Origin of the sequence: Raineyella antarctica (assembly GCF_900092135.1) — a bacterium.
GTDB lineage: Bacteria > Actinomycetota > Actinomycetes > Propionibacteriales > Propionibacteriaceae > Raineyella > Raineyella antarctica.
This window is the reverse complement of record NZ_FMYF01000003.1, coordinates 350,003-369,138: the sequence shown is the minus strand read 5'-3', so window position 1 is coordinate 369,138 and position 19,136 is coordinate 350,003. Positions and strand designations below refer to the sequence as shown.

At 72.4% G+C, this 19,136-nt stretch carries 11 protein-coding genes; 3 read left to right on the top strand and 8 right to left on the bottom strand.

The features are described 5' to 3' along the window. Positions 1-13: 13 nt before the first annotated feature. A complete protein-coding gene (locus GA0111570_RS06515) occupies positions 14-1,042 on the bottom strand; it encodes a LacI family DNA-binding transcriptional regulator (protein ID WP_092608085.1) in 1,029 nt (342 codons plus the stop codon). A 247-nt stretch (positions 1,043-1,289) separates the two neighbouring features. On the opposite strand from GA0111570_RS06515, the gene GA0111570_RS06510 reads away from it, so the two are divergent. Further along, a complete protein-coding gene (locus GA0111570_RS06510; protein WP_092608082.1) occupies positions 1,290-1,676 on the top strand; it encodes an SPW repeat domain-containing protein in 387 nt (128 codons plus the stop codon). Between the two features lie 204 nt (positions 1,677-1,880). Further along, positions 1,881-2,465, top strand: a complete 585-nt coding sequence (locus GA0111570_RS06505; RefSeq protein ID WP_092608070.1) for a TetR/AcrR family transcriptional regulator — start codon at positions 1,881-1,883, stop codon at positions 2,463-2,465. A 36-nt stretch (positions 2,466-2,501) separates the two neighbouring features. On the opposite strand, the gene GA0111570_RS06500 is transcribed toward GA0111570_RS06505, so the two are convergent. From GA0111570_RS06500 to GA0111570_RS06470, 7 genes are all read right to left on the bottom strand, one after another. Then, on the bottom strand, positions 2,502-4,112 hold the full coding sequence (locus GA0111570_RS06500; protein ID WP_092608067.1) for a phytoene desaturase family protein: 1,611 nt from the start codon (positions 4,110-4,112) through the stop codon (positions 2,502-2,504). A gap of 65 nt (positions 4,113-4,177) precedes the next feature. Beyond that, positions 4,178-6,001, bottom strand: coding sequence for a hypothetical protein (locus GA0111570_RS06495; protein WP_092608064.1), 1,824 nt, complete (start codon positions 5,999-6,001; stop codon positions 4,178-4,180). Next, positions 6,001-10,539, bottom strand: a complete 4,539-nt coding sequence (locus GA0111570_RS06490; RefSeq protein ID WP_092608061.1) for a hypothetical protein — start codon at positions 10,537-10,539, stop codon at positions 6,001-6,003. Before GA0111570_RS06490 ends, GA0111570_RS06495 begins: the two co-directional genes overlap by 1 nt. Before the next feature lie 3 nt (positions 10,540-10,542). Further along, a complete protein-coding gene (locus GA0111570_RS06485) occupies positions 10,543-14,181 on the bottom strand; it encodes a hypothetical protein (protein ID WP_092608058.1) in 3,639 nt (1,212 codons plus the stop codon). Positions 14,182-14,185: 4 nt separating this feature from the next. Beyond that, the gene (locus GA0111570_RS06480) at positions 14,186-17,296 is read right to left on the bottom strand and encodes a DUF6603 domain-containing protein (protein WP_092608055.1); all 3,111 of its coding nucleotides are present in this window, start codon (positions 17,294-17,296) and stop codon (positions 14,186-14,188) included. Positions 17,297-17,640: 344 nt separating this feature from the next. Next, the gene (locus GA0111570_RS06475; RefSeq protein WP_092608050.1) at positions 17,641-18,078 is read right to left on the bottom strand and encodes a rhodanese-like domain-containing protein; all 438 of its coding nucleotides are present in this window, start codon (positions 18,076-18,078) and stop codon (positions 17,641-17,643) included. Continuing rightward, entirely contained in the window at positions 18,075-18,455 is a 381-nt protein-coding gene (locus GA0111570_RS06470) for a thioredoxin family protein (RefSeq protein WP_092608047.1), read from the bottom strand. Before GA0111570_RS06470 ends, GA0111570_RS06475 begins: the two co-directional genes overlap by 4 nt. A 218-nt stretch (positions 18,456-18,673) precedes the next feature. Between GA0111570_RS06470 and GA0111570_RS06465 the strand changes: the two genes are divergently transcribed. Further along, a complete protein-coding gene (locus GA0111570_RS06465; RefSeq protein ID WP_139283164.1) occupies positions 18,674-19,099 on the top strand; it encodes an SPW repeat domain-containing protein in 426 nt (141 codons plus the stop codon). Positions 19,100-19,136: the final 37 nt, after the last annotated feature.

Sequence of the window (19,136 nt, the reverse complement as noted above, 5' to 3'; positions counted from 1 at the left end):
GGCGGGTGGTGGGTCAGTGGCCGGCCGGTGGGCCGGACGGCGCCGGGAGGCGGGTGGAGCGGCGTACGACCAATGCGGTCGGGAGGCGGACCGAGGCCGGGCTGCCACCGCCGATCACCTCCTCCAGTAGTGCGAAGGCTGTCGAGCCGAGGCCGGCGATGTCCTGGCTGACCGCGGTGAGGGGCGGGTCGGTGTAGCGGAACAGGGCGATGTCGTCGAAGCCGACCAGGTCGACGTCCACGCCGGGACGCAGGCCGCGTTCGCGGCAGGCGACGAGGGCTCCCATCGCCATCGGGGAGTCCGAGGCGAAGAGTGCGTCCACGCCCATGGTGAGCAGCCGGTGGGCACCCTCCTCGCCGGAGGCCTGCTGGAAGTCGCCGACATGGATCAGTTCCTCGGACCTGTCGAACCCTGCCCGCGCAGCGGCGTCGCGGTAGCAGGCGAGGCGTTCCTGGCCGGTGGAGGTGGACTGGGGGCCGGCGATGTAGCCGATCCGCCGGCCGCCGCAGGCCGACAGGTGTGCGACGGCCTGGCGGATGCCGACGCTGGGATCGGAACTCACCGAGGGGATGTCGATACCGGCGACCGTGCGATCGACGAAGACCGTCGGGATGCCGTCCGCGATCAGGTCCTGCACCGCCGAACTGCCGCCGTCCTGCGGGGCGAGGATGATCCCGTCGACCCGCAGTGTGCGCAGCGTCTGGACGTAGCGGTCCTGCTGGGCCAGGTCCTCGTTGGCGTTGCCGAGCAGCGTCGCGTACTGGGCGTGCAGGGCTGACTGTTCGATCGCATGGGCCAACTCCCCGAAGAAAGGGTTGCGTACGTCGGAGATCAGCAACCCGATGGTGTTCGTCTTCTGCGCACGCAGCGCGCGGGCCTGGGCATTGACGCGGAAGCCGAGGTCGGCGGCCGCCTTGCGGACGGCCTGTTCGGAGCTCGGGGACGTCCGTCCGGCGCCGGAGAGGACCCGGGAGGTCGTGGCCACGGAGACACCGGCACGCTGCGCGACCTCGCGGATCGTGACGGCGTGCCTGGTTGCCATGGTGCCTGCCCCTACCTCGTCCTCGAGTGTGGAAACGTTTGCATGGAAACGTTTCCATGAGCGTAGGACGGTGGGGTGGGCGTGTCAATGGGGTCTCGGGTTCCGTGGCCGGAGCTTCACCGAATCGTGGCCGAACCGTGTCCCGGCCTCCGTCCGCTACGACATCCGTAGCGCTACGCTTTTCGTAGTGCACGAAGGAGGTGCACACAGCAGGCAGTGACGAGCAGGAGAGCTGGAAGGAGTCGTCATGAGCATGCATCAGTCAGCGGCACGTCTCCACGGAGGTATGGCGGTATCACGCCGGTGGGAGGACTGGGTCAGCGTGCTGGCCGGTCTCTACCTGGCTCTTTCCGTCCTCTGGACCACTGGGGCACCGGCGGTCTGGTTCGTACCGTTGGGCGTGTTGGTCATCCTCGCCGGCGTGTGGTCAGAGGCCCAGGACACCTCGCTGATCGCGGAGATCGCCGTCGGCATCGTCGGGGTCGTCACCTTCATCTCGCCGTGGCTGGGAGGCTTCACGGGGATGATGCGGGTGGACTGGACGGCGTGGATCGTGGGCGCCGTGACGGTGGTCATGGCGATCATCGCGCTGATCGTACGGCGCGGACCCACCTCCGAGCGGCGAATGACCTGATCGGCGCACGACCTGACCGTGCCGCCACAGGGCCGGCCCATCGCGGCCGGTCGACACAGGGGTCGACCCCCGAGGGGGCCGGCCCCTCGTACGTCCTCCACCGGTCCTCGGTACCGTCCAGGGGCCGGGCCGCTTCACGGGGCCGAACGAGCAGAACGAACCGAACGCCGAACGAGCCCCCCAGCGTACGAGAGGAGCAACGAGATGCAGCAGGAGGTCCTCACGCGTGCGCAACGGCGCCGCGCGACCACGGACGCGAAGATCGCGGAGGCCACCTTGGCCATCGCCCTCTCCGACGGGGTGCCCGCGGTCACCATCGACGCGGTCAGCCAGCGCTCCGGGGTGGCGAAGACGACGATCTACCGCCGCTACGCCGACCGCCTCGACCTGATGAAGGGCGTGCTCGAGCAGTTCGGCAGCCCGGTCCCGATCCCTCCGGGGGGCAGTCCGAAGGACGATGCCATCGCGATCATCGGGGAGATCCGCGACGTCTTCGAGGAGCAGGTCGGACTGGCCTCGGTGGGGACCCTGCTCGCCAGCGCTGACCCCTTCCTCCGCGAGGCCGCCGAGCGGATCGTACGACCCCACCTGAGGCTCGTCGAGGAGCAGATCCGGACGGGGGTGGAGGCGGGGCACTTCCGGGACGGCGTCGATCCTCGGCTGCTGGTGGAGTTGTTGTTCGGCGGCCTGATCGCGAGTGCAACGTTGCGCGAGGAGGTCCCCGACGACTGGGTGACCCAGGTGATCGACCTGATCTGGCCGCTGATCGCGGTCGACGCCGGTTCCTAGGCCTCGGGGCCGGTACGGGCCGACCCACCACTGGGCTCAGAACCGCGGCAACGGACGCTGGAGCAGCAATTGGGCCCGCGTCGTGGCCCTCCCGAGCGGACGGGCCCACCGGTTGGCGCCCCACAGGGCGGCCCTCGCGGCGTTGAAGCCCGCCCCGCCGTGCACGCCGCCGCCCGGATGGGTCGCCGCCGAGGCCAGGTAGAGCCCGTCCAGGTGGGTGAACGGCCCACCCAGGCCGGTGATCGGGCGCCACGGACCCTGCTGGAACAGCTGGGACGTGCCCGCTCCCACCGCGCCGTGGAGCAGGTTGGGGTCGGCCTCCTGCAGGGTGGCCGGGGTCTGCAGCCACCGCCCCTGCTCCAGGTCCCGCCACCCGGGGGCGAGGTCGTCGAACATCGCCTCGACGGTGCCGAGCGACTCCTCGGTGGCCTGGCCGCCGCTGCCGACGTCGACCAGCGGCAGGTGCGTGTAGGCCCAGAGCGATTCGGTGCCGGCCGGCGACCGTGTCGGGTCGGTCGTGGTCGTCTGCCCGACCAGGCAGAACGCCCGTTCGGGTACCTTGCCGGTGGCGATGTCGGCATGCCAGCGCACCAGCTCCGCATGGGAGAGACCGGCGTGCACGACCGCGGCCTCCCGGGCCCGGGACGCCCGCCACGGCATCGGGCCAGCCAGCAGCAGGTTGAGCTTCAGCGTCGGCGGATCCCAGGTGAAGCGATCCATCCGCGCCAGGACGCCGGCAGGGACCGCGTCCCGGGGCAGCAGGTCCCGGTACAGGGCCGGCGCGGAGACGTCGGCGATCACGGCACGTCGGGCCCTGACCGTGGTCCCGTCCGCGAGCCGCACACCGGTGGCGCGGCCACCGCTGACGGTGATCCCGGCCACCGGGGAGCCGAGTTCGACGAGGGCACCTGCGTGCTCGGCCCGGGACGCCACGGCCTGCGCCAGGGCACCCGCGCCGCCCCGGGGGGCGGCGAAGCCGACGTCCTGCGCGAGCATGGCCATCAGGAAGCCCATCAGCCCGCTCACCGGAGCCAACGGGGAGACATCGGCATGGACGGCATTCCCGGCCAGCAGGTCCTGGGCCCGCCGGCCGCCGAACCATTCCCGGCCCAGCTGGTGTGACGGCAGCAAGGCGAACCGCGCGAAGTCCAGGAACTCCGGGGCGCCGAGCCTGGAGGCCAGTCGCACGCCTGCCCGGACAGGGGGCCAGCCCTGCAGGAGGGCGTCCAGCAGCGGCTCCTTCACCCGGAGCCAGCCGGCGAACAGCTTCAGCCACGCGTCGCCGTCACCAGGATGGTCCTCGTCCAGCGCCCTCGCAGTGTCCTCGGCGGTGGCCCGGATGGAGGAGCCCTCGGCGTCCTCGGCGTCCGCGACGTGTACCACCGCGGGCCGGTGGTCCACCCACGCCAGCCCGTACTGCTCCAGGTCCAGTGACTGCAGGACCGGCGAGGCCTTGCCCAGGGGATGGTAGGAGGAGAACTCGTCGACCACGAAACCGTCGATCGTCCGGGAGGCGACCGCTCCGCCGGCGCGGTCACGGCCCTCGTGGACCGCGATGTCCCAGCCCGCATCGGCCAGGAGCGCGGCCGCCACCAGGCCGTGGTGGCCCGCCCCGACCACGACCGCATCAACGCTTCGCCCGCCCATGGGCCGATCCTAGGTGGGGCGACCAGCACCAACAGGCACGCCAGGTGAACGCCGACGGAGGCCGGTCAGGGCTGCGCGGAACGGATCGAGAGGGCGGCGTCCCAGGCCAGTCGGCTGGAGGCCTCGCCCCGGCCCGTACGGACCCGGTAGGCCGACCACTTCACGTACCGTCCGTCGGGCCGCCGGGCCAGCACGGGGACGGCGCGCAGGTGGACACCCTCGCGGGGCAGTTCCTCGCCCGGGAAGGTGAGGGGCGTGGGGCGCAGGGTCACCCCGACCGGCTCGACCGGGACGTCGTCCCGCAGCAGGGCACCCTTGCGCAGGGACACCTGGCCCGGCACCGGCGCGATCGGGACGAGCGGGATCCAGTGGGCCGGGATCGGGGTCTGCAGCCGGTAGACCCGCTCGTCGGGGTCGAGGTGGGCGGGCCACGGGTCGGGTGGCGGGGCCGGTTCGGCCGAGCGGGAGCGGGGGTCACCGCTGCGACCCTGGACGGTCTGCTCGATCGCCCAGGCCATGTTCGCCATCTCGTCGCGCAGGAACAGCACCTCCTCGTGCGCCGGTCCGGTGATCATCCCGGCCGCGACGGGTGGCAGCACGATGCCCGGCAGCCTGTCCCCGGTCCCGGTGGACACCTGGAACATGCTGAAGCCGGGATCGGCCAGTTCGGTGAGGTCGGTGGTGTCGCCGAAGTCGTCGGTCAGTCGTACGTTCCGCACGCTGTTGATCGCGCCGAGCAGCCCATCGACCGGCACCCCGAGCCAGTCGTCACCCGAGGTCATCGCGTACTCGGCCAGGCAGATCCGGGCGAGGTCCTCGACCTGCGCCTCGATGGCCCCCAGGTCGACGGCGCCGTCCTCGAGCTGCCAGTAGCGGTCCGCGGGCATGCCGGGGTAGCGAAGTGGCGTGGCCAGCATCGTCGCGACGGTGTCGACAGGGGTTCCGCTCGGTGCTCCCGCGGGCAGCGCGCCCCCGACGTCCTTCACCCACTCCAGGTCGCTCCAGCGCACCTGGGCCGAGCCGAAGTGCGTGCCACGGGTGACGACGGTGTTCGCGTCGTCACCGAAGCGGATCGCGAACCGGTACTCGAGCCGTTCGGTCGACCATCCGCCGCCGCTCTCCGGCGCGCCGAGCAGCCATTCCCGCCAGGCGGCGAGCACCTTCCGGGTGCTGTTCGCGTCGACGGCCTCCCCGATCCACGCGGGGTCACCGGCCGCGGTGTCCTCTGCGATCCGGCCACCGTCGGGGACCGCACCGCCGAGCACCCGCATCAGCCGTTTCGCGGACGGGTCGAGGCGGTCGCGCGCCTCGACGGCGGCCAGCCGGGCGGCGCGCTGCTCCGCAGTCTCGCCCGGCACCGGTTCCTCGGGGGAGAAGGGGTCGGGCGGCAGTCCGAGCGGGTAGCGGGCAGCGAGTCCCTGGGCGAGGCCGGTCTCCCCGGCGTCGACGAGCATCTCCACCAGTTGGCCGCCGGCCTCCGCGCGCTGCCGCAGCCCTCCCCCGAAGGCCAGTGCGGGCACGTCCTGCACCAGTTCCTCGAGCAGGGCCCCCTCGTGCCAGGGCCGCCAGGGGATGTCGCCGGCCAGCTCGGCGTGTGCCTCGTCGAGCGGCACCCAGCCGGTGACCGGCAGCGCGCGCGACTCGACACGTACGGAGACGGCCTGGCCGGCGTCCTCGCCGAGGAGTTCGCCGAACTGCCACTGGCGCCCGAGCATCCAGGCGGGATCCGCGATCCGGGCCTCGCTACCGGGCGCGGGGTCCCCGGTGATGGAGTCGGGTTCCAGCCGGACCTTCGCCGGCGGCTCGGCGATCGGCAGCAGGGCGACGAGGCCGGCGACGCGATCGTTCGCGGCCGAGACGGTGATCTGGCGGGGCTCGAAGGTGGCCATCAGTGTGCCTCCGTGATGAACGGGAGGTCACGGATCGCGATCTCCACATCGGCGAAGCGGGAGAAGTCGAAGCCCTTGCGCGGCTGCAACCAGGGGCTCGCGACGGTGATCGCGGGCAGGATGCCGGCTTCGCCCGGCACGTGTTCGTACGTCACGAGGCGGGCGCGGGCCAGCTGGACGGCCCGCAGCACCGTGCCGACCACGCTGTCGGTCGTCCACCGGCGGCCGTCGGGCGAGACCGCGGACAGGATGACCTGGGGGGCGCGGGCCGAGGCCTGGTGGGCGTGGATCGCCAGGCCGGTGGTCGCCCGCGCGGCGCGCAGCGGGTTCTCACCGGCCGCCGGGTCGAAGGCGCGCGGGCCGGGCTGGAAAGGCAGGGCCTCGGTCCACGACTCGATGTTGAGCGCGGCGAAGCTGCCCTCGACCACCGCCTCGTCGCCGACCAGTTCCACGACGAGGTGGGTGGCGGGGTCGGCGGGCCAGGGCGCGTCGTCGGGCAACGGTCCGGCGATCCAGCGGTCGGTGCCCGGGGCGGGGACGCCGCCCTCGCGATGGGTGAGCTGGACCGCGCGCAGCCTGATCGGGTGGCCCAGGGCGCCGCCCAGCAACTGGGCCTCGGCGAGCCGGGTGGCTCCGGGGAGCACGGTGGCGTGGTCACGGACGAACGCGCTGAGCCTCGAGGCCGGGGGCTGGGGGAAGGCGGGCGTACGGACCGCCACGCGGAAGGTGTCGGCAGGGCCGGGGTCGAGCAGCGGCAACATCCGGAAGTCGTCCCCGAGGATGGTCGCCGCGACGCGGTTCGCCGCATCGAGGACCTGTGCGGTGGTCGGCGCATCGGGGCCGGCCTGGAGGCGGGTCAGGTGGGCCCGGGCCTGCGCCAGGGCAGCTGCCGCGTTGTTCCAGGCACCCCAGGCCCAGGCGACGTCGGTCGGCACCTCCGGGTTCGGCGTCAGGTCGGCGCCGAACGCCGCCAGCCCTGCGACGGCGTCCTGCACCGCAGCCACCTGGGCCTCCTCGACCGCGAGGGTGGTGGTGTCCAAGGCCTGGACCACGGCCTGGCCGGGGGTGAGCGCGGCGCTGAGCGCATCGGCGAGCTGGGTGGCACGGTCGATGATCTCGGCCGTGTCGATGCTCCGCTCGGGCGGGGCCCCGTTCTCCACCAGCGCCGGTGGCAGGACCGGTGAGGAGCCGGCGGCGATCGTACGCAAGGTGCCGGCCAGTGCGGCGACGGAGAGCAGGGGCTGGGCCCCGGCCGGCCACCCCTCGGAGCGGGTCTCGGCCAGCGGTGTGTCGCCGAGGGCCGGGACCAACCGCCGCAGCTCGCGCCCCAGCGCGGGCACGTCGTGGGCGAAGACGAGGTCGAGGGCGGCGATGCCCGCCTCGTCGAGCGTGTGCCGCGTCCCGTTCACCTCCGCCACGACGATGTCGGCCGGTGAACCGAGCCGGTGCGCGGCCCAGGCCTCCAGCCGGGGCTCGGCGACGGCCCGGGGCCGGGTGGTGGACCAGCCGGCGCCGTCCTTGGGGATGACGGCGATCATCGCCTGGTTGAGCACCGCCCCGGCCTGGCGTACGCCGAGGATGCCGAGGTCGGGGTCGACCGCGGCACCGGTCGACATCGCGTCCATCGCCGTGGAGGCGCGGGCGTCGTTGCCGGTGGCGTACTGCAGCACCGACTCGCTGAGCAGGGCGTCGGAGACCGCGTCGAGGGTGTCTGCGGCGCTGGTCAGGGCGGCGACGATGGTGTTCCACTCCTCGGGCGTCATGGCCGCCCACGTACCGGGCTGGATGTACGCGTTCTGCGGGGCCGCGCCGATCCGGTCCCGGGCGGCTGCGTTGCCCGCCAACCCCTCGACGGGGAACATCCGCAGCAGGGCCACCCCGTCGACGACGTCAGCGGCGGCGATCCGGCTGGTCCGGTCCGCCTCGGCGATCTCGTTGTTGAGGTCGTCGGTGTGCAGCGGCGCCAGTTCGCGCAGGGTGAGCTGGAAGCGGGCGGCCGATCCGGTGAGCCCGCGTTCGACCTGGTAGCCGATCAGGGCCCCGATCGACTGGCCGGCGTTGATCCCCTCGAGCACCCCGCGCAGGGCGGCACCCCGGCGGCTGGACAGGTCGATCGCGAACGGGGAGGTGCCGGGGCGCGCACCGATCTGCGAGCGGTGGGCGCTGGCGAGCATCCCGGCCGCCACGGCGTGCGAGGTGCTCGGCGCCTGTAGCCAGCCGGCTGGTTCCCCGCCGCCCTGGCCGAGGGTGATGCCCTCCAGGTAGCCGAACGCGCCCAGCGTCATCCCGGTCGGGGTCGCCGCGGCGAGCTGCCGTTGCCGGGCATGGGCGATGCCGGTGGCCCAGGCATCGACCCGGTGCGAGGCGATGTCGAGGGCCTGGGCGACCGCCGTCCGCCGCTCCTCCAGCGGGGCGGCGGCCAGGGCCGTCATCGCCTGGCGGACCTCGGCGCGCACCGCCCACCAGTCCAGCAGTCCGGCGATGGCGTTCTGGCCTATCCACCGCGCCTCGGGCGTGTCGCCCAGGTCGAGGGCGACCTGGGCCAGCGACGTACGTGACTCGGCGACCGGCTCGATCGCCTCGAGGGCGACCGGACCTGTCGGCTGGTCCGCGAAGTGCCTGACCGCCCGCACCCGGTCGGCCGCGGCGAAGAAGCTGCCCGGATCCGTGGCTGCGGCGTCCTCCGCCTGGGCGATCTCCACCAGGTGCGCCACGTCGGGCCCCGCCCCGATCAGCTGGAGCAACGGGGACACGTACGCGGCGGGGGCGGTGCGCGGTCCGGCGTCCTTGGTGGCGGACCAGGCGAGGTCGAGCAGTGCCTGGAGGATGCTGTCGACCTGCGGGGGGTTGCCGGCCAGGATGTCGGCGACGACCGCCGCGTCGCGGTCGGAGACCAGGGGCAGCGCGAGTAGGCGGGTGCTGTCGTGCAGGGAGGGCGGCACCACCAGCCGTGCGGCGGCCACGGAGTACTGGGCCAGGATTGCCTTCTTCAGGTTGATGTCCGCGTCGATCTTCTCGGCTGCCAGGCCGGCCGCCGCCCCGTACGTCCGGAGCAGGGTGCCGTCGACCGCGGGCCGGGCCCGGATCCCGGTCGCGAACGGTGCGGTGCCGAGCATCTCCAGGAGTTGGTCGTCGCTCACGTCGTCCTGGGCGCGGACGTGCGGCAGACCGTCCGAGGCCCGCAGCCACCGGGCGAGGGCGTTCCGGACGACAGGGACGAGGGTCGCGGTGAGGTCGCCGTCGCGGGGTTGCCAGGCCTGGAGGTCGGTGACCGGCAGCAGCCCGTACGGCTGGGCGCCGATGCGTACGGCCGGGGCGTGGCCGGCGCCGCGGACGTCGTCGCGGTGCACCCGGCGGGCCGCCTCGATCGTCGCGGGGGTGACGCCGGGGACCCCGGCGTCCGCGAGCGGGCGCAGCGCCGACTCCCAGGTGACGAACCACAGGGCCGTGTTGGCGGCGCGCTGGGTCTCCTCGAGGGTGGAGGGCCCGCCGGCCTCCTCGACCAGGGGCTCCAGCGCGGTGGGGTCGAGGCCCAGGGCCTGCCCGACGCCCACGGTGCCCGAGGAGGGGGCGGCCGGGGTGACCGGCGGGGCACTGATCGGGTCGTGTGGCCGGTACGGGGACCGGTCGGCATCGGCATTGTTCGTGGGGGTCCCGACCGGCAGCAGGGACAGGCCGTCGGTGAAGCGGTGGCTCTCCAGGAGCTGGGCCAGGTCGTCCGCGTTGCGGTCCTCTGCGACGGAGTTGCGGGTGCCGACCACGACGATCCGGTCGATGGCCGTCGTCCCGGCCGGCAGGTCGACCTCGACGCCGAGACCGACCTTGACCGCCTCGTCGAAGGAGACCGTCCATTCGGTGCCGAGGGGCACGGTCAGGTCACCGACGGCGGACAGGTCGTCGCCGGCCTCGAAGGCGATGGGGGAGAGGGCGAGGTCGCGCGCGACGGGGGCACCCGACGCGGTGATCGGCGCGCCGCCGGCCGGGAACACGCGGACGACGAAGCGGTCCGGCAGGCAGCGCGCGACGGTGCCGTGCGCCACCTCGGCGGGCGTGCCGGGGAACACCAGGGCATCGGCAGTGGCGACGTCGAGGCTGCCGGGGGAGGTCGCGTGCGCGACCCACGCCGCCCGGCGTCCACCGGTCGCCTCGACCAGGTCGGGCCACGCGGTCACCGAGGCCCGGTCGGCCCAGATCGCCCTCCAGTACGCCTGGCCGGCTTCGGTCTCGTTCGTGGTGAGGGACCGTACGAGGCTGTCGACGTGCACCTCGTCGGGAGTGATCCGGATGCGGAGCCGGCGGGTGCCGGGCCGCAGCTTGCACTCGACCCGGACCGGCAGCAGCACCAGCGGGACCTGCGGGGAGGCGTCGCACGGGTCGAGCGCCAGGGCGCCGATGAGGTCCCCCAGGCGCTGGTCGAGGGAATTGAGGTCGCGGCGGCGGCCCGCGACGGGGGACGCGATCAGCTGCTCCCGGCGCGCATCGAACTCGGCGGCGCGGGCCCGTACGGCGGCCAACTCCTGCGGGATGTCGAGGGGCATCGGTCAGCCTTTCGTGACGATGAGGTCGGTGGCCGGGAAGGCGACCCTGGTGGGGGCGTGCAGGCGGTCGTGCGCGAAGGCGGCGGCGTCCGTCACCGCCACCGACAGGAACCGGGTGTCGGGGGAGAGTTGGTTGTCCTCGGGCCGGTCGAAGCGGGTGGCGCTCGGATGCTCGGCGATCACGATCCACCAGCGGCGCGCCGGGTCGCGCAACTCGTCGATGGGAAGGTCGATGCCCACCAGGGCGACGTCGTCGGAGGGGTGGACCGCGAAGAGTTGGGCCGCGGTGATCTGTGGGGAGGCATCGGTCTCGAAGGTCGGGTCGGTGTCGCCGGCGGGGCCCTGGTCCTGGACCGCTTCGATGATCAGGTCGGGGAAGCGGCGGACGAGTTCGCTCTTCACCACGATGACCGCCCGCGGTGATGCCCCCGGTGCGGAGCCGCCCACGCCCACGTGCCGGCCCAGGTCCTGGTGCGAGAACAGGTGGATCGGGCTGGTGAGCTCGTCCCGGTCCCGCACCCAGAACCGGCGGAAGTAGGTGCCGCGCTGGTCGGTCGGGTAGCCGCGCCACAGCAGTTCCCGGCCCATCTCGTCGGACAGGCCGACGAAGAACGCCTCCATGAACGTCGCATTCGCCTCCAGCACCGTGACGAAGTCGTCCCGCCCCACCAGCCCCAGGCCGGGGACGAGCCAGTCGTCGCCCAGGTCGCGGAGCGCCTCGTACATCGGGCGGTCGAAGTGCGGGGCGGCCATGATCGGGGCGAGGGTCGCCCGACCGCGCCACCGGTCCAGCAGGTCGGGGGCGAGCGTGAGTCGTCCCGCTAGGGCGCTGCGTACGGTGTGGCTCGGGTCGATCGTGGCCTTCAGGCCTACGGTGTCGACGGTCAGGGTGGGGCGTCGGGGAGTGATCGGCAGGGACAGGACCGAGGCCTGGTCGACCAGCGAGGCCAGGTGCTCGCGCAGGGTGTCCACGGGCAGTTTGTCGACCCGGTCGAGCACCGGGGTGACGGACACGTGGGGCAGGTCCGCGAAGGCCTTGATCCCGGCATCGCGCTGGGCCGCGTCCAGCGCCGGGGTGATCCGCTGGAGCGTCGAGACGTCCGGCAGGCTGAGGTTCAGGGCGAGTTCGCCCACCGGGACCCGTCCGGCCCGCAAGGGCTGCGCGGCCACACCCTCGACCGCGGCGTCCGCCGGGGCGGCGAAGCGGCGGCCGGCCAGACCACGCGCCACGGGATCGTTGACGGCCGGTCCCACCGGACCGGCGACGCGCCCGGCCAGACCGGGAGGGATCCGGTCGATGCCGGCGCGTCCGATCCCGCCACCGGCCACACCCCCGATCCCGCCGGCCACGCCGCCGATGCCGTGGGCGATTCCGCCGACTGCGCCGATCCCTCCATGGCCGATGCCTCCGGCCACTCCGCCGATGCCTCCGGCCACTCCGCCGATGCCGCCGATGCCACCGATTCCGCCGTGGCCGATCCCGCCGCCTGGGCCGACATGGCCGCCAGGTCCGACGTGGCCGCCGGGTCCGGGCTGCGGCTCGACCGGGTGCACGTCGGGGAGGTGGACGGTCGACAGCAGTTCGTTGTTGAGCGTGACGGCCGCCGAGGTGAGCGCCTTGGAGAGGTCCGGCGCCGCGGTGACGGGTTCCGACCGCGACAACTCGGCGACCAGCGGCCCGACCCGTTGGTCACGTACGCGCTGCACCGCCGGGTCCGCGGCCTTCTGCAGCAGCTGGTCGGCCCACTGGCCGGCGACCTGGCGGCCCGGATCGTACGTCGCATCGGGGGCGGACCACCGGTCGGGACGGGTGAGGAAGCCAGCGACCCCGACGTCGACAGTCGCGCTCGAGCGCTGGAGCAGGTCGGTGACCCCGCCCGCGTCGATGGTGAGTGCCTTCGCCACGGCGCCCTGGTCCAGGCCGGCGATGACGTCCTTCGACAGCGCGGTGATGCCCTGGGGGTCGGCGTACGTACGGGTGAAGTCCCGCATAGCGTCCGCACCGCCGACCAGCAGCCCGGCCCTCGCGCGGACGGCAGTGCTGGTCCGGCGCAGCGCCGGGCTGTCCGGTCGGGTCGCCCGGCGGAAGGCGCCCGACACGGCCGTCACCGGTGTGGCGCTCTCGGCGATGTCAGCTGCGAGCGTGCGGTCAGCGGAGACCGTGAGGCGTTCAGCCATCGGGGCGGTGAGCTGGAGCAGTCGGCCGGGCTCGAGGTCGGAGAGCCGGCTGTGCAGACGGGTGGCGAGCACCTCCGCGAACTGGGCGAGGTGGATGGCCCGGTTGGCCTTGTCGACCTCGCCGAGCTGGGCCCAGGCAGCCTGCATGAGTTGTTCCTGGTCGCGTTGGACCACGCGGGTGCCGAGGCCCGCCACGATCCGGTGGACCGGGGAGAGGTTGAGTCCGGCGAACCAGTCGCTGCCGGTGACCATCGTGCTGCCCCGGTGCATCTTCGCGTAGAGCCGTGGGCCAAGGATCGGCAGGTCCGGGATGCCGTCGTGCGACTCCTCGGCGCCCTCGATGGTGGCCGGCAGGTCGAGTTGGTGGTGCAGCTCGTCGACCATCGCCGACGGCCACGCGGCGTCGTCGAGGCCGGCGGGCTGGTCGGGATCCGGCGGGTTCGGGGAGTAGAGCGCGCAGCGTACAACCTGCTTCCCGCCGGGTTCGTCGGCCGCGAGGGCTCGCAGCGGGGCGCCGGGCTCGGACGCGTCGATGAACCGGCGCCCGACCGGGTAGGGCGCCACGATGCCGTCCAGGCGCAGCGCCAGGCTCTGGAAGTCCCCGTCCGGGCCGGTCCGGAACTCCCAGCTGTCGTAGACGGGCAGGCGCACCGGGTCATCGGAGGTGGTGGTCCAGGCGTCCTTGAGCAGGCCGCCGGTCAGCCCGAGGCCCGCCCTAACCCCGACCTCGGTGGTGGGGACGACGGCGGCGATGTAGTCGGTGTCCTGCCGCAGCACGCGGGGGGAGACCAGGCGGGACAGGTTGACCGGGGCGTACGCGGGCGACAGCCGGATCGACAGGTCGACCGCCGCGCCGGTGCCGACGGAGGTCTGGGCGTGCGCCCACAGCTGGACCTGGCCCAGTGGCGGCAGCTGGGCCAGCGGCACGCTCATCACCCGCAGTCCGGCCCCGGTGGTCGGCTCCCAGCTGACGGAGGAGCTCTCGACGACGACCAGGGTGAGCCAGGGGCGCAGCGTGGGGCCGGGCGGGGCGGCGCTGAAGGCCCAGGGCAGCTCGGGCCGGTCGAACTCGATGTGGGCCAGCACCGTCTCCTCGGCGGTCAGCGCGCCGGGCGCAGGGTAGCGCCGGACGATCTGGGCCTCCTCGATGCCGCGGACGTCGCCGGGCCCGTACAGCACGGCGGTCATCCCCGCGGAGCCGGAGCCCCCGGCGCTGTCGGTGAGCGGGACCTCGATGTGGCTGGTCGAGCGCACCTGCCCGGCCGCCGGGGGCTCGGCGACGGCAGCCAGCCCGCCGACCGCGTACGTCGCGAAGTCCATCGACTCCAGCACGACCTCGCTCTCGACGTACTCGTCCTCCGGGGCGATCGCCAGCCGGAAGGCGTCCTTCACCACCCTGCTGGCGGTGGCGGTCGTCTCGAGCGGCCGGTGGACCTGCGCTGCCGCGTCCTCGATGCTGGCCATCGGTTCATCCCTTCAGGGTGGTACGGGTCGTGGCGGACAGGCCTGCCGCGTTGACGGCGCCGACGACGGCAGCGGCCTCGCTCTGGCTCATCGCACCGAGCAGCGTCGTGCCGGTCAGCGCGTCACTGACCTGCGAGGTGCCCTTCTCGGCGATCGTGGCGCGTGGCTCGGGTGGCCGGACGCCGGTGTCGTACGGGTTGGTGGTGCGCATCGTGGCCCGCCCGACGTTGGTGGCGGCGGCGTGGTGGGTGGCCACGGCCGCGAAGCGCATCTCGTCCTGCAGGTCGAGGGCCTTCGGGTCGTCGTGCCGACGGATGTAGGTGTGGTAGCGCACCTCGCCCCTCTGGTCGGCTCCCACCTTGGGGGTCGTCGCCGCGGCGATCCGGCAGCCCCCCACCAGGTCCTCGAAGCCGGAGCGCGCCAGCAACTGCTCCCCGTCGAGGTCGAAGTACTGGCCGGGGGCGAAGGCGGTCCGCAGTTCGCTGATGGCCGCGACGACGGCGGTGGAGCTCGGCGTGCCGAGCATCACCATGTCCGCCGCGACCGGGGAGGAGCCGATGTGGGAGATCTTCACGTTCAGCGGTACCTGGCTCTGCACCATCTCGATGCCGGCGAGGGGGTGGGCGATCCTGTCCTTCCCGACGTCCACCGCGGCCAGGGTGACCAGCTGGGCGGCGTGCTCGGGCAGTGTCACCCGCCAGGCGTCGGGCGGCTCGAGCGCCGTCAGGGCGATCTGCAGCGCGTCCTTCTTCGAGTCGAGGGCCGGCGGGTCGTCGCCCCAGGTGATCGGGCCCAGGTCCTTGTCGAAGGTCGGCAGGAACCAGACGTCGACCTTGATGTGGCCGGACAGGGACCACGGCTGGGTGCCGCTGAGCGCCCCGCGCAGGGTGATCGAGGCGAAGGTGTGGCCGAACAGGTCGACCTCGGCCCCGACCTCGATCGACACCTTGAAGGCGAACCGCGGCGACCAGATGAAGATCATGTCGAGCACGACCCAGGCCTTGGCGCCCGCGATGCCGAAGTCGGCGGCGAACCGCCCCTCGACGCCGAGCATCACTGCGCCCGCGGTGACCGCGAAGTAGGCCTTGACGACGAAGGTGACCGGGCCGGTGCCCTTGCCGTTCTTGTCGTGCTGGCCGGGGGAGAGGTCGATCGTCACCCGCTCCATCGCGCCGAGCCTGGGCTTGCCGCCGGTCAGCTTCTCGTACTCGGGGTGGAAGCCGCCCACGGACAGCTCGAACGCCCCACCCCCGCCCCACTGGATGTAGAGGCCGAGGTCACCGCTGATCGAGAAGCCGGCGATCTGGGAGTCGCGCATGCTGGCGAACATCAGCAGGTAGTCCGACGTGATCGCGATGAACAGGTCCGCCTTGATGTCGGTGATCGGCGCCTTCTCCTCGGCCACCCGGATCCGCAGCGACCCGAGGATCACGACCGAGGGATCGGGCAGCGCGAGCACGATGCCGAGCTTGAGGGTGACGAACTTCGCCTGCGAGCCCCAGCCGAGCTCCGCGATCGGGCCGATGACGAAGCCGCCGTCCCGGATCGGGAAGACGTGCGCGACCTTGTCCAGCAGGGTCGGCGCCTCCTTGATCGGGTCGTCGGGGAACAGCATCCGGTCGATGATGTGTTCCTTCAGGCCGGCCTGGAGGGCGGCGATGTCGACGGTCCGGTTGATCGCCAGGATGCCGCCGATGCCGTTCAGGGTGAAGCCGAAGCCGACGTCGATCGCCACCGGGAAGTGGATGCCGATCACCAGCACCAGGGAGAACGGGTCGGGGGAGAAGATGACGATCGCGTCGAGGCCCAGCTTGATGATCTTGAGCTGGATGACGCCGCCGAACTCGATCCGCTTCACCGGCTGGCCGTTGACCTGGTACGTACGTTCGACGCGCTGGATGAAGCCGCCACCGGTGACCGGTCCGGCCTTGATCCGCAGGCCGACGGCGTCGGGCCAGCGCAGGGAGACGGGCAGGTTGAACATCGCCTGCTGCTCGACGACGCCGTCGGGGGTCACCACGAAGCCGGCGCCGACGACCTGCAGGCCGACGACGTCCCCGATGTTGGCCGCGATCGAGGTGGTCAGTTCGAAGGCGGTGACCTCGCGGGCCGGGTTGCGTACGAGACCGAAGGCCATCTCGCGCAGCTCAACGCCCGGGAACGAGAACCGCACCGGCAGCACGGCCCGCTCGTTGGCCCGCCCGTCGCCGATGTAGAAGCCCTGGCCGGTGTCGAGGGAGACCGCCGTGATGGTCTGCGACTTCGGGTCGGGGGATCCCGGCATGATCTGCTTCAGCATCGGCGTGCTGGTCAGGCCCGGCTGCATGATCGTACGGATCCGCAGGCCGAGGATCGCCACGTCGCCCAGGTACCACTTGTCGCCGCGGTGGACGAGGGTCTTCTTCTCCTCGTCGGTGGGGTTGGCGATCTCGCGGTCGCTGAACTGGAGGAAGGCCTGGAAGGAGAGCTGGTCCAGGGTCAACGCGCCGAGCGTGACGGTGCCCGACTTGGTGAAGGTGGCGGTGAGCAGCCACGCGCCGGGCTTGCCCGCGTCGGGGTGCTCGAGGGTGAGGACCTTCCCGAGTTCCCCGACCAGGTCGTCGATGCCGAACAGCTTGCCGAACTTGTTGAGCAGGTTGGCGCCACCGGCGCCCATGTCCTTGAAGGGCTGCGCCCAGGGGGACCACAGGCCCATGAGTTTGGTCCGCACCGCCTCGTCCACCACGCCGTTGGTGTCCTTGGCCAGCTCGGTGGCGATGATGTTGTACGCCTCGTCCGCTGCGGACAGCACCATCCCGAGCCGGACCGCGACCCGGGCCGCGACGTCGAAGTTGAAGTCGTCCGCCTTGACGTCGGCGGTCGCATCGCCCACCAGCTTGCCGATCAGGGTGGTCTGTTCCTTGATCTTGTCGGCGATCGCCTTGACCTCCGGCTTCATCGCCTCGACGTCGGCCTTCAGCTTGTCGAAGGTGGTCTTGCGCTCCGGCGCATCGAAGGTGACGACCGCTCCGAGGAAGGGGCCGGTGTCGTGCCAGGTCGTGCTGGCCTGCTTGCCCAGTTGGGTGGTCAGGAAGGCTTCGATGGCCTGCACGAAGCCCGTGGCGATATCGGTCATGGACCAGGTCCTGCCTCAGGAAGTACCGCGCGTGGGTAACAGGCGGCCCGAGGGTCGCCGGAGGACGACGAACTGCATCGTGGGTGCGAGCCTGGACCCGGGGACAGGTCAGAACCGCGGTTGTGCTCGAGGCGGGGGGTGATCCAGATCATACTCACGGGATTGGACGAGCGTCCAGAGGTCGACGGGTGGGGACTCAGGGAGGAGGTGGAGTCGCCGGTTCGTGACCTCGGGGCGTACGAGAACAGGCTGCGTGCGCCCTCGAGGGGTGCACGCAGCCTGTGTGGTCGAGCTTGTTGGACCTGGACCGTTGGTCCTGGCCGGTGGGATCGGTGCGGGGCCTGCTAGGACACGATCGGGGCGCCGGCCGCAGCCAGGTCGCCGATGCCGCCCTTGAGGTTGGTGATGCTGGTGAATCCCGCATCCTGCATGGCCTTGGTGGCCAGGGCGGAGCGGCGCCCGCTCTGGCAGTAGACGGCGTAGCTGGTGGCCTTGTCCAGGCCGGCGATCCGGGTCGCGAAGTCGGGGGACTCCACGTCGACGTTGATCGCGTCCTTGACGTGGCCCGCGGCGTACTCCTGCGGGGTGCGTACGTCGACCACGACCACGCCGGGCTTGGAGCTGGCGCTGATCCACTGCGTCGGGGTGGCGGTGGTGACGCTGTTGCCGCCCGCGCATCCGGCCAGGGTCAGCACGCCGAGCAGCAGCGTGACCACGACCGCCCAGGCCCGGCCGGTGAGGGGGCGCGGGTCGGTCGCGACCTTCGTTGCGGCCGCGCTCATGCCTGCTGGGCCGCTGCGGTCTCTTCGGCTGCGATCTGGGCCCGGATGTCGTCCATGTCGAGGGCCTCGACCGCGGCGATCAGCTCGTCGAACGCCTTGGCGGGCAGGGCGCCGGCCTCACGGAAGACCAGGATCCCGTCCCGGAACGCCATCAGCGTGGGGATCGAGGTGATCTGCGCGGCGCCAGCCAGTTCCATCTCGGCCTCGGTGTCCACCTTGCCGAAGCGGATGTCGGGGTGCGCCACCGACGCCTTCTCGAAGGTCGGGGCGAAGGCTCGGCACGGACCGCACCAGGCGGCCCAGAAGTCGACGAACGTGATGCCGTCGGCGAGCACCGTCTCGTTGAAGTTCTCTGCGGTCAGCTGCATTGTCGCCATGTTCATCCTTCCAGGGGAAAGTTCCGGCCTCCATCGTAGCCCATACCCCCAGGGGTATCACGCCGGGCGTTGCGGGCCGTGGCACGGACGGGTCGTACGGGGGATGTCCTGCCGGCGTACGACCGGTGGCGGGAGGTGTCCGGCGGTATCCTTGAAGGGCGGATCGGGGCGCGTCGCGACGTCTCCGACGGCCCCGGATCAGCAGTAAGAGGGTTGTCATGAGTACTCGTCAGCCGCTCGTACGGCACCCCGTGGCCGGGAGGATCGCCCGCCGCCACTGGGAGGATTGGATCACCATCGTGGCCGGCTTCGCCCTGGCCCTGACCCCGTTGTGGAGCCCCTCGGATCGGTCGATCTGGATCGTTCCGTTCGGCCTGGCCCTCGTTCTCCTCGCCGCCTGGTCGGACCTGTGGGAGAAGGTGTCGCGGTTCGCCGAGGAACTGGTGGTGCTCGCCGGGGTCGTCATCCTGGCCACCCCGTGGATCTTCGGCTTCGCCGGGGCCAATGCGCTGGCCCTGACGGCCTGGGCGGTCGGGCTCGTGGTCATCGTGATGGCGCTGGTCCAGATGTCCACCACGCGGAGGAGCACGCGCAGGACCACCCTGCGCAGGACGGGCGCCCGGGCCCGGCACGCCGCGAGCTGAGGCTCGCTGTGGGGTGGCGGTCCGGACCTGAGGCCCG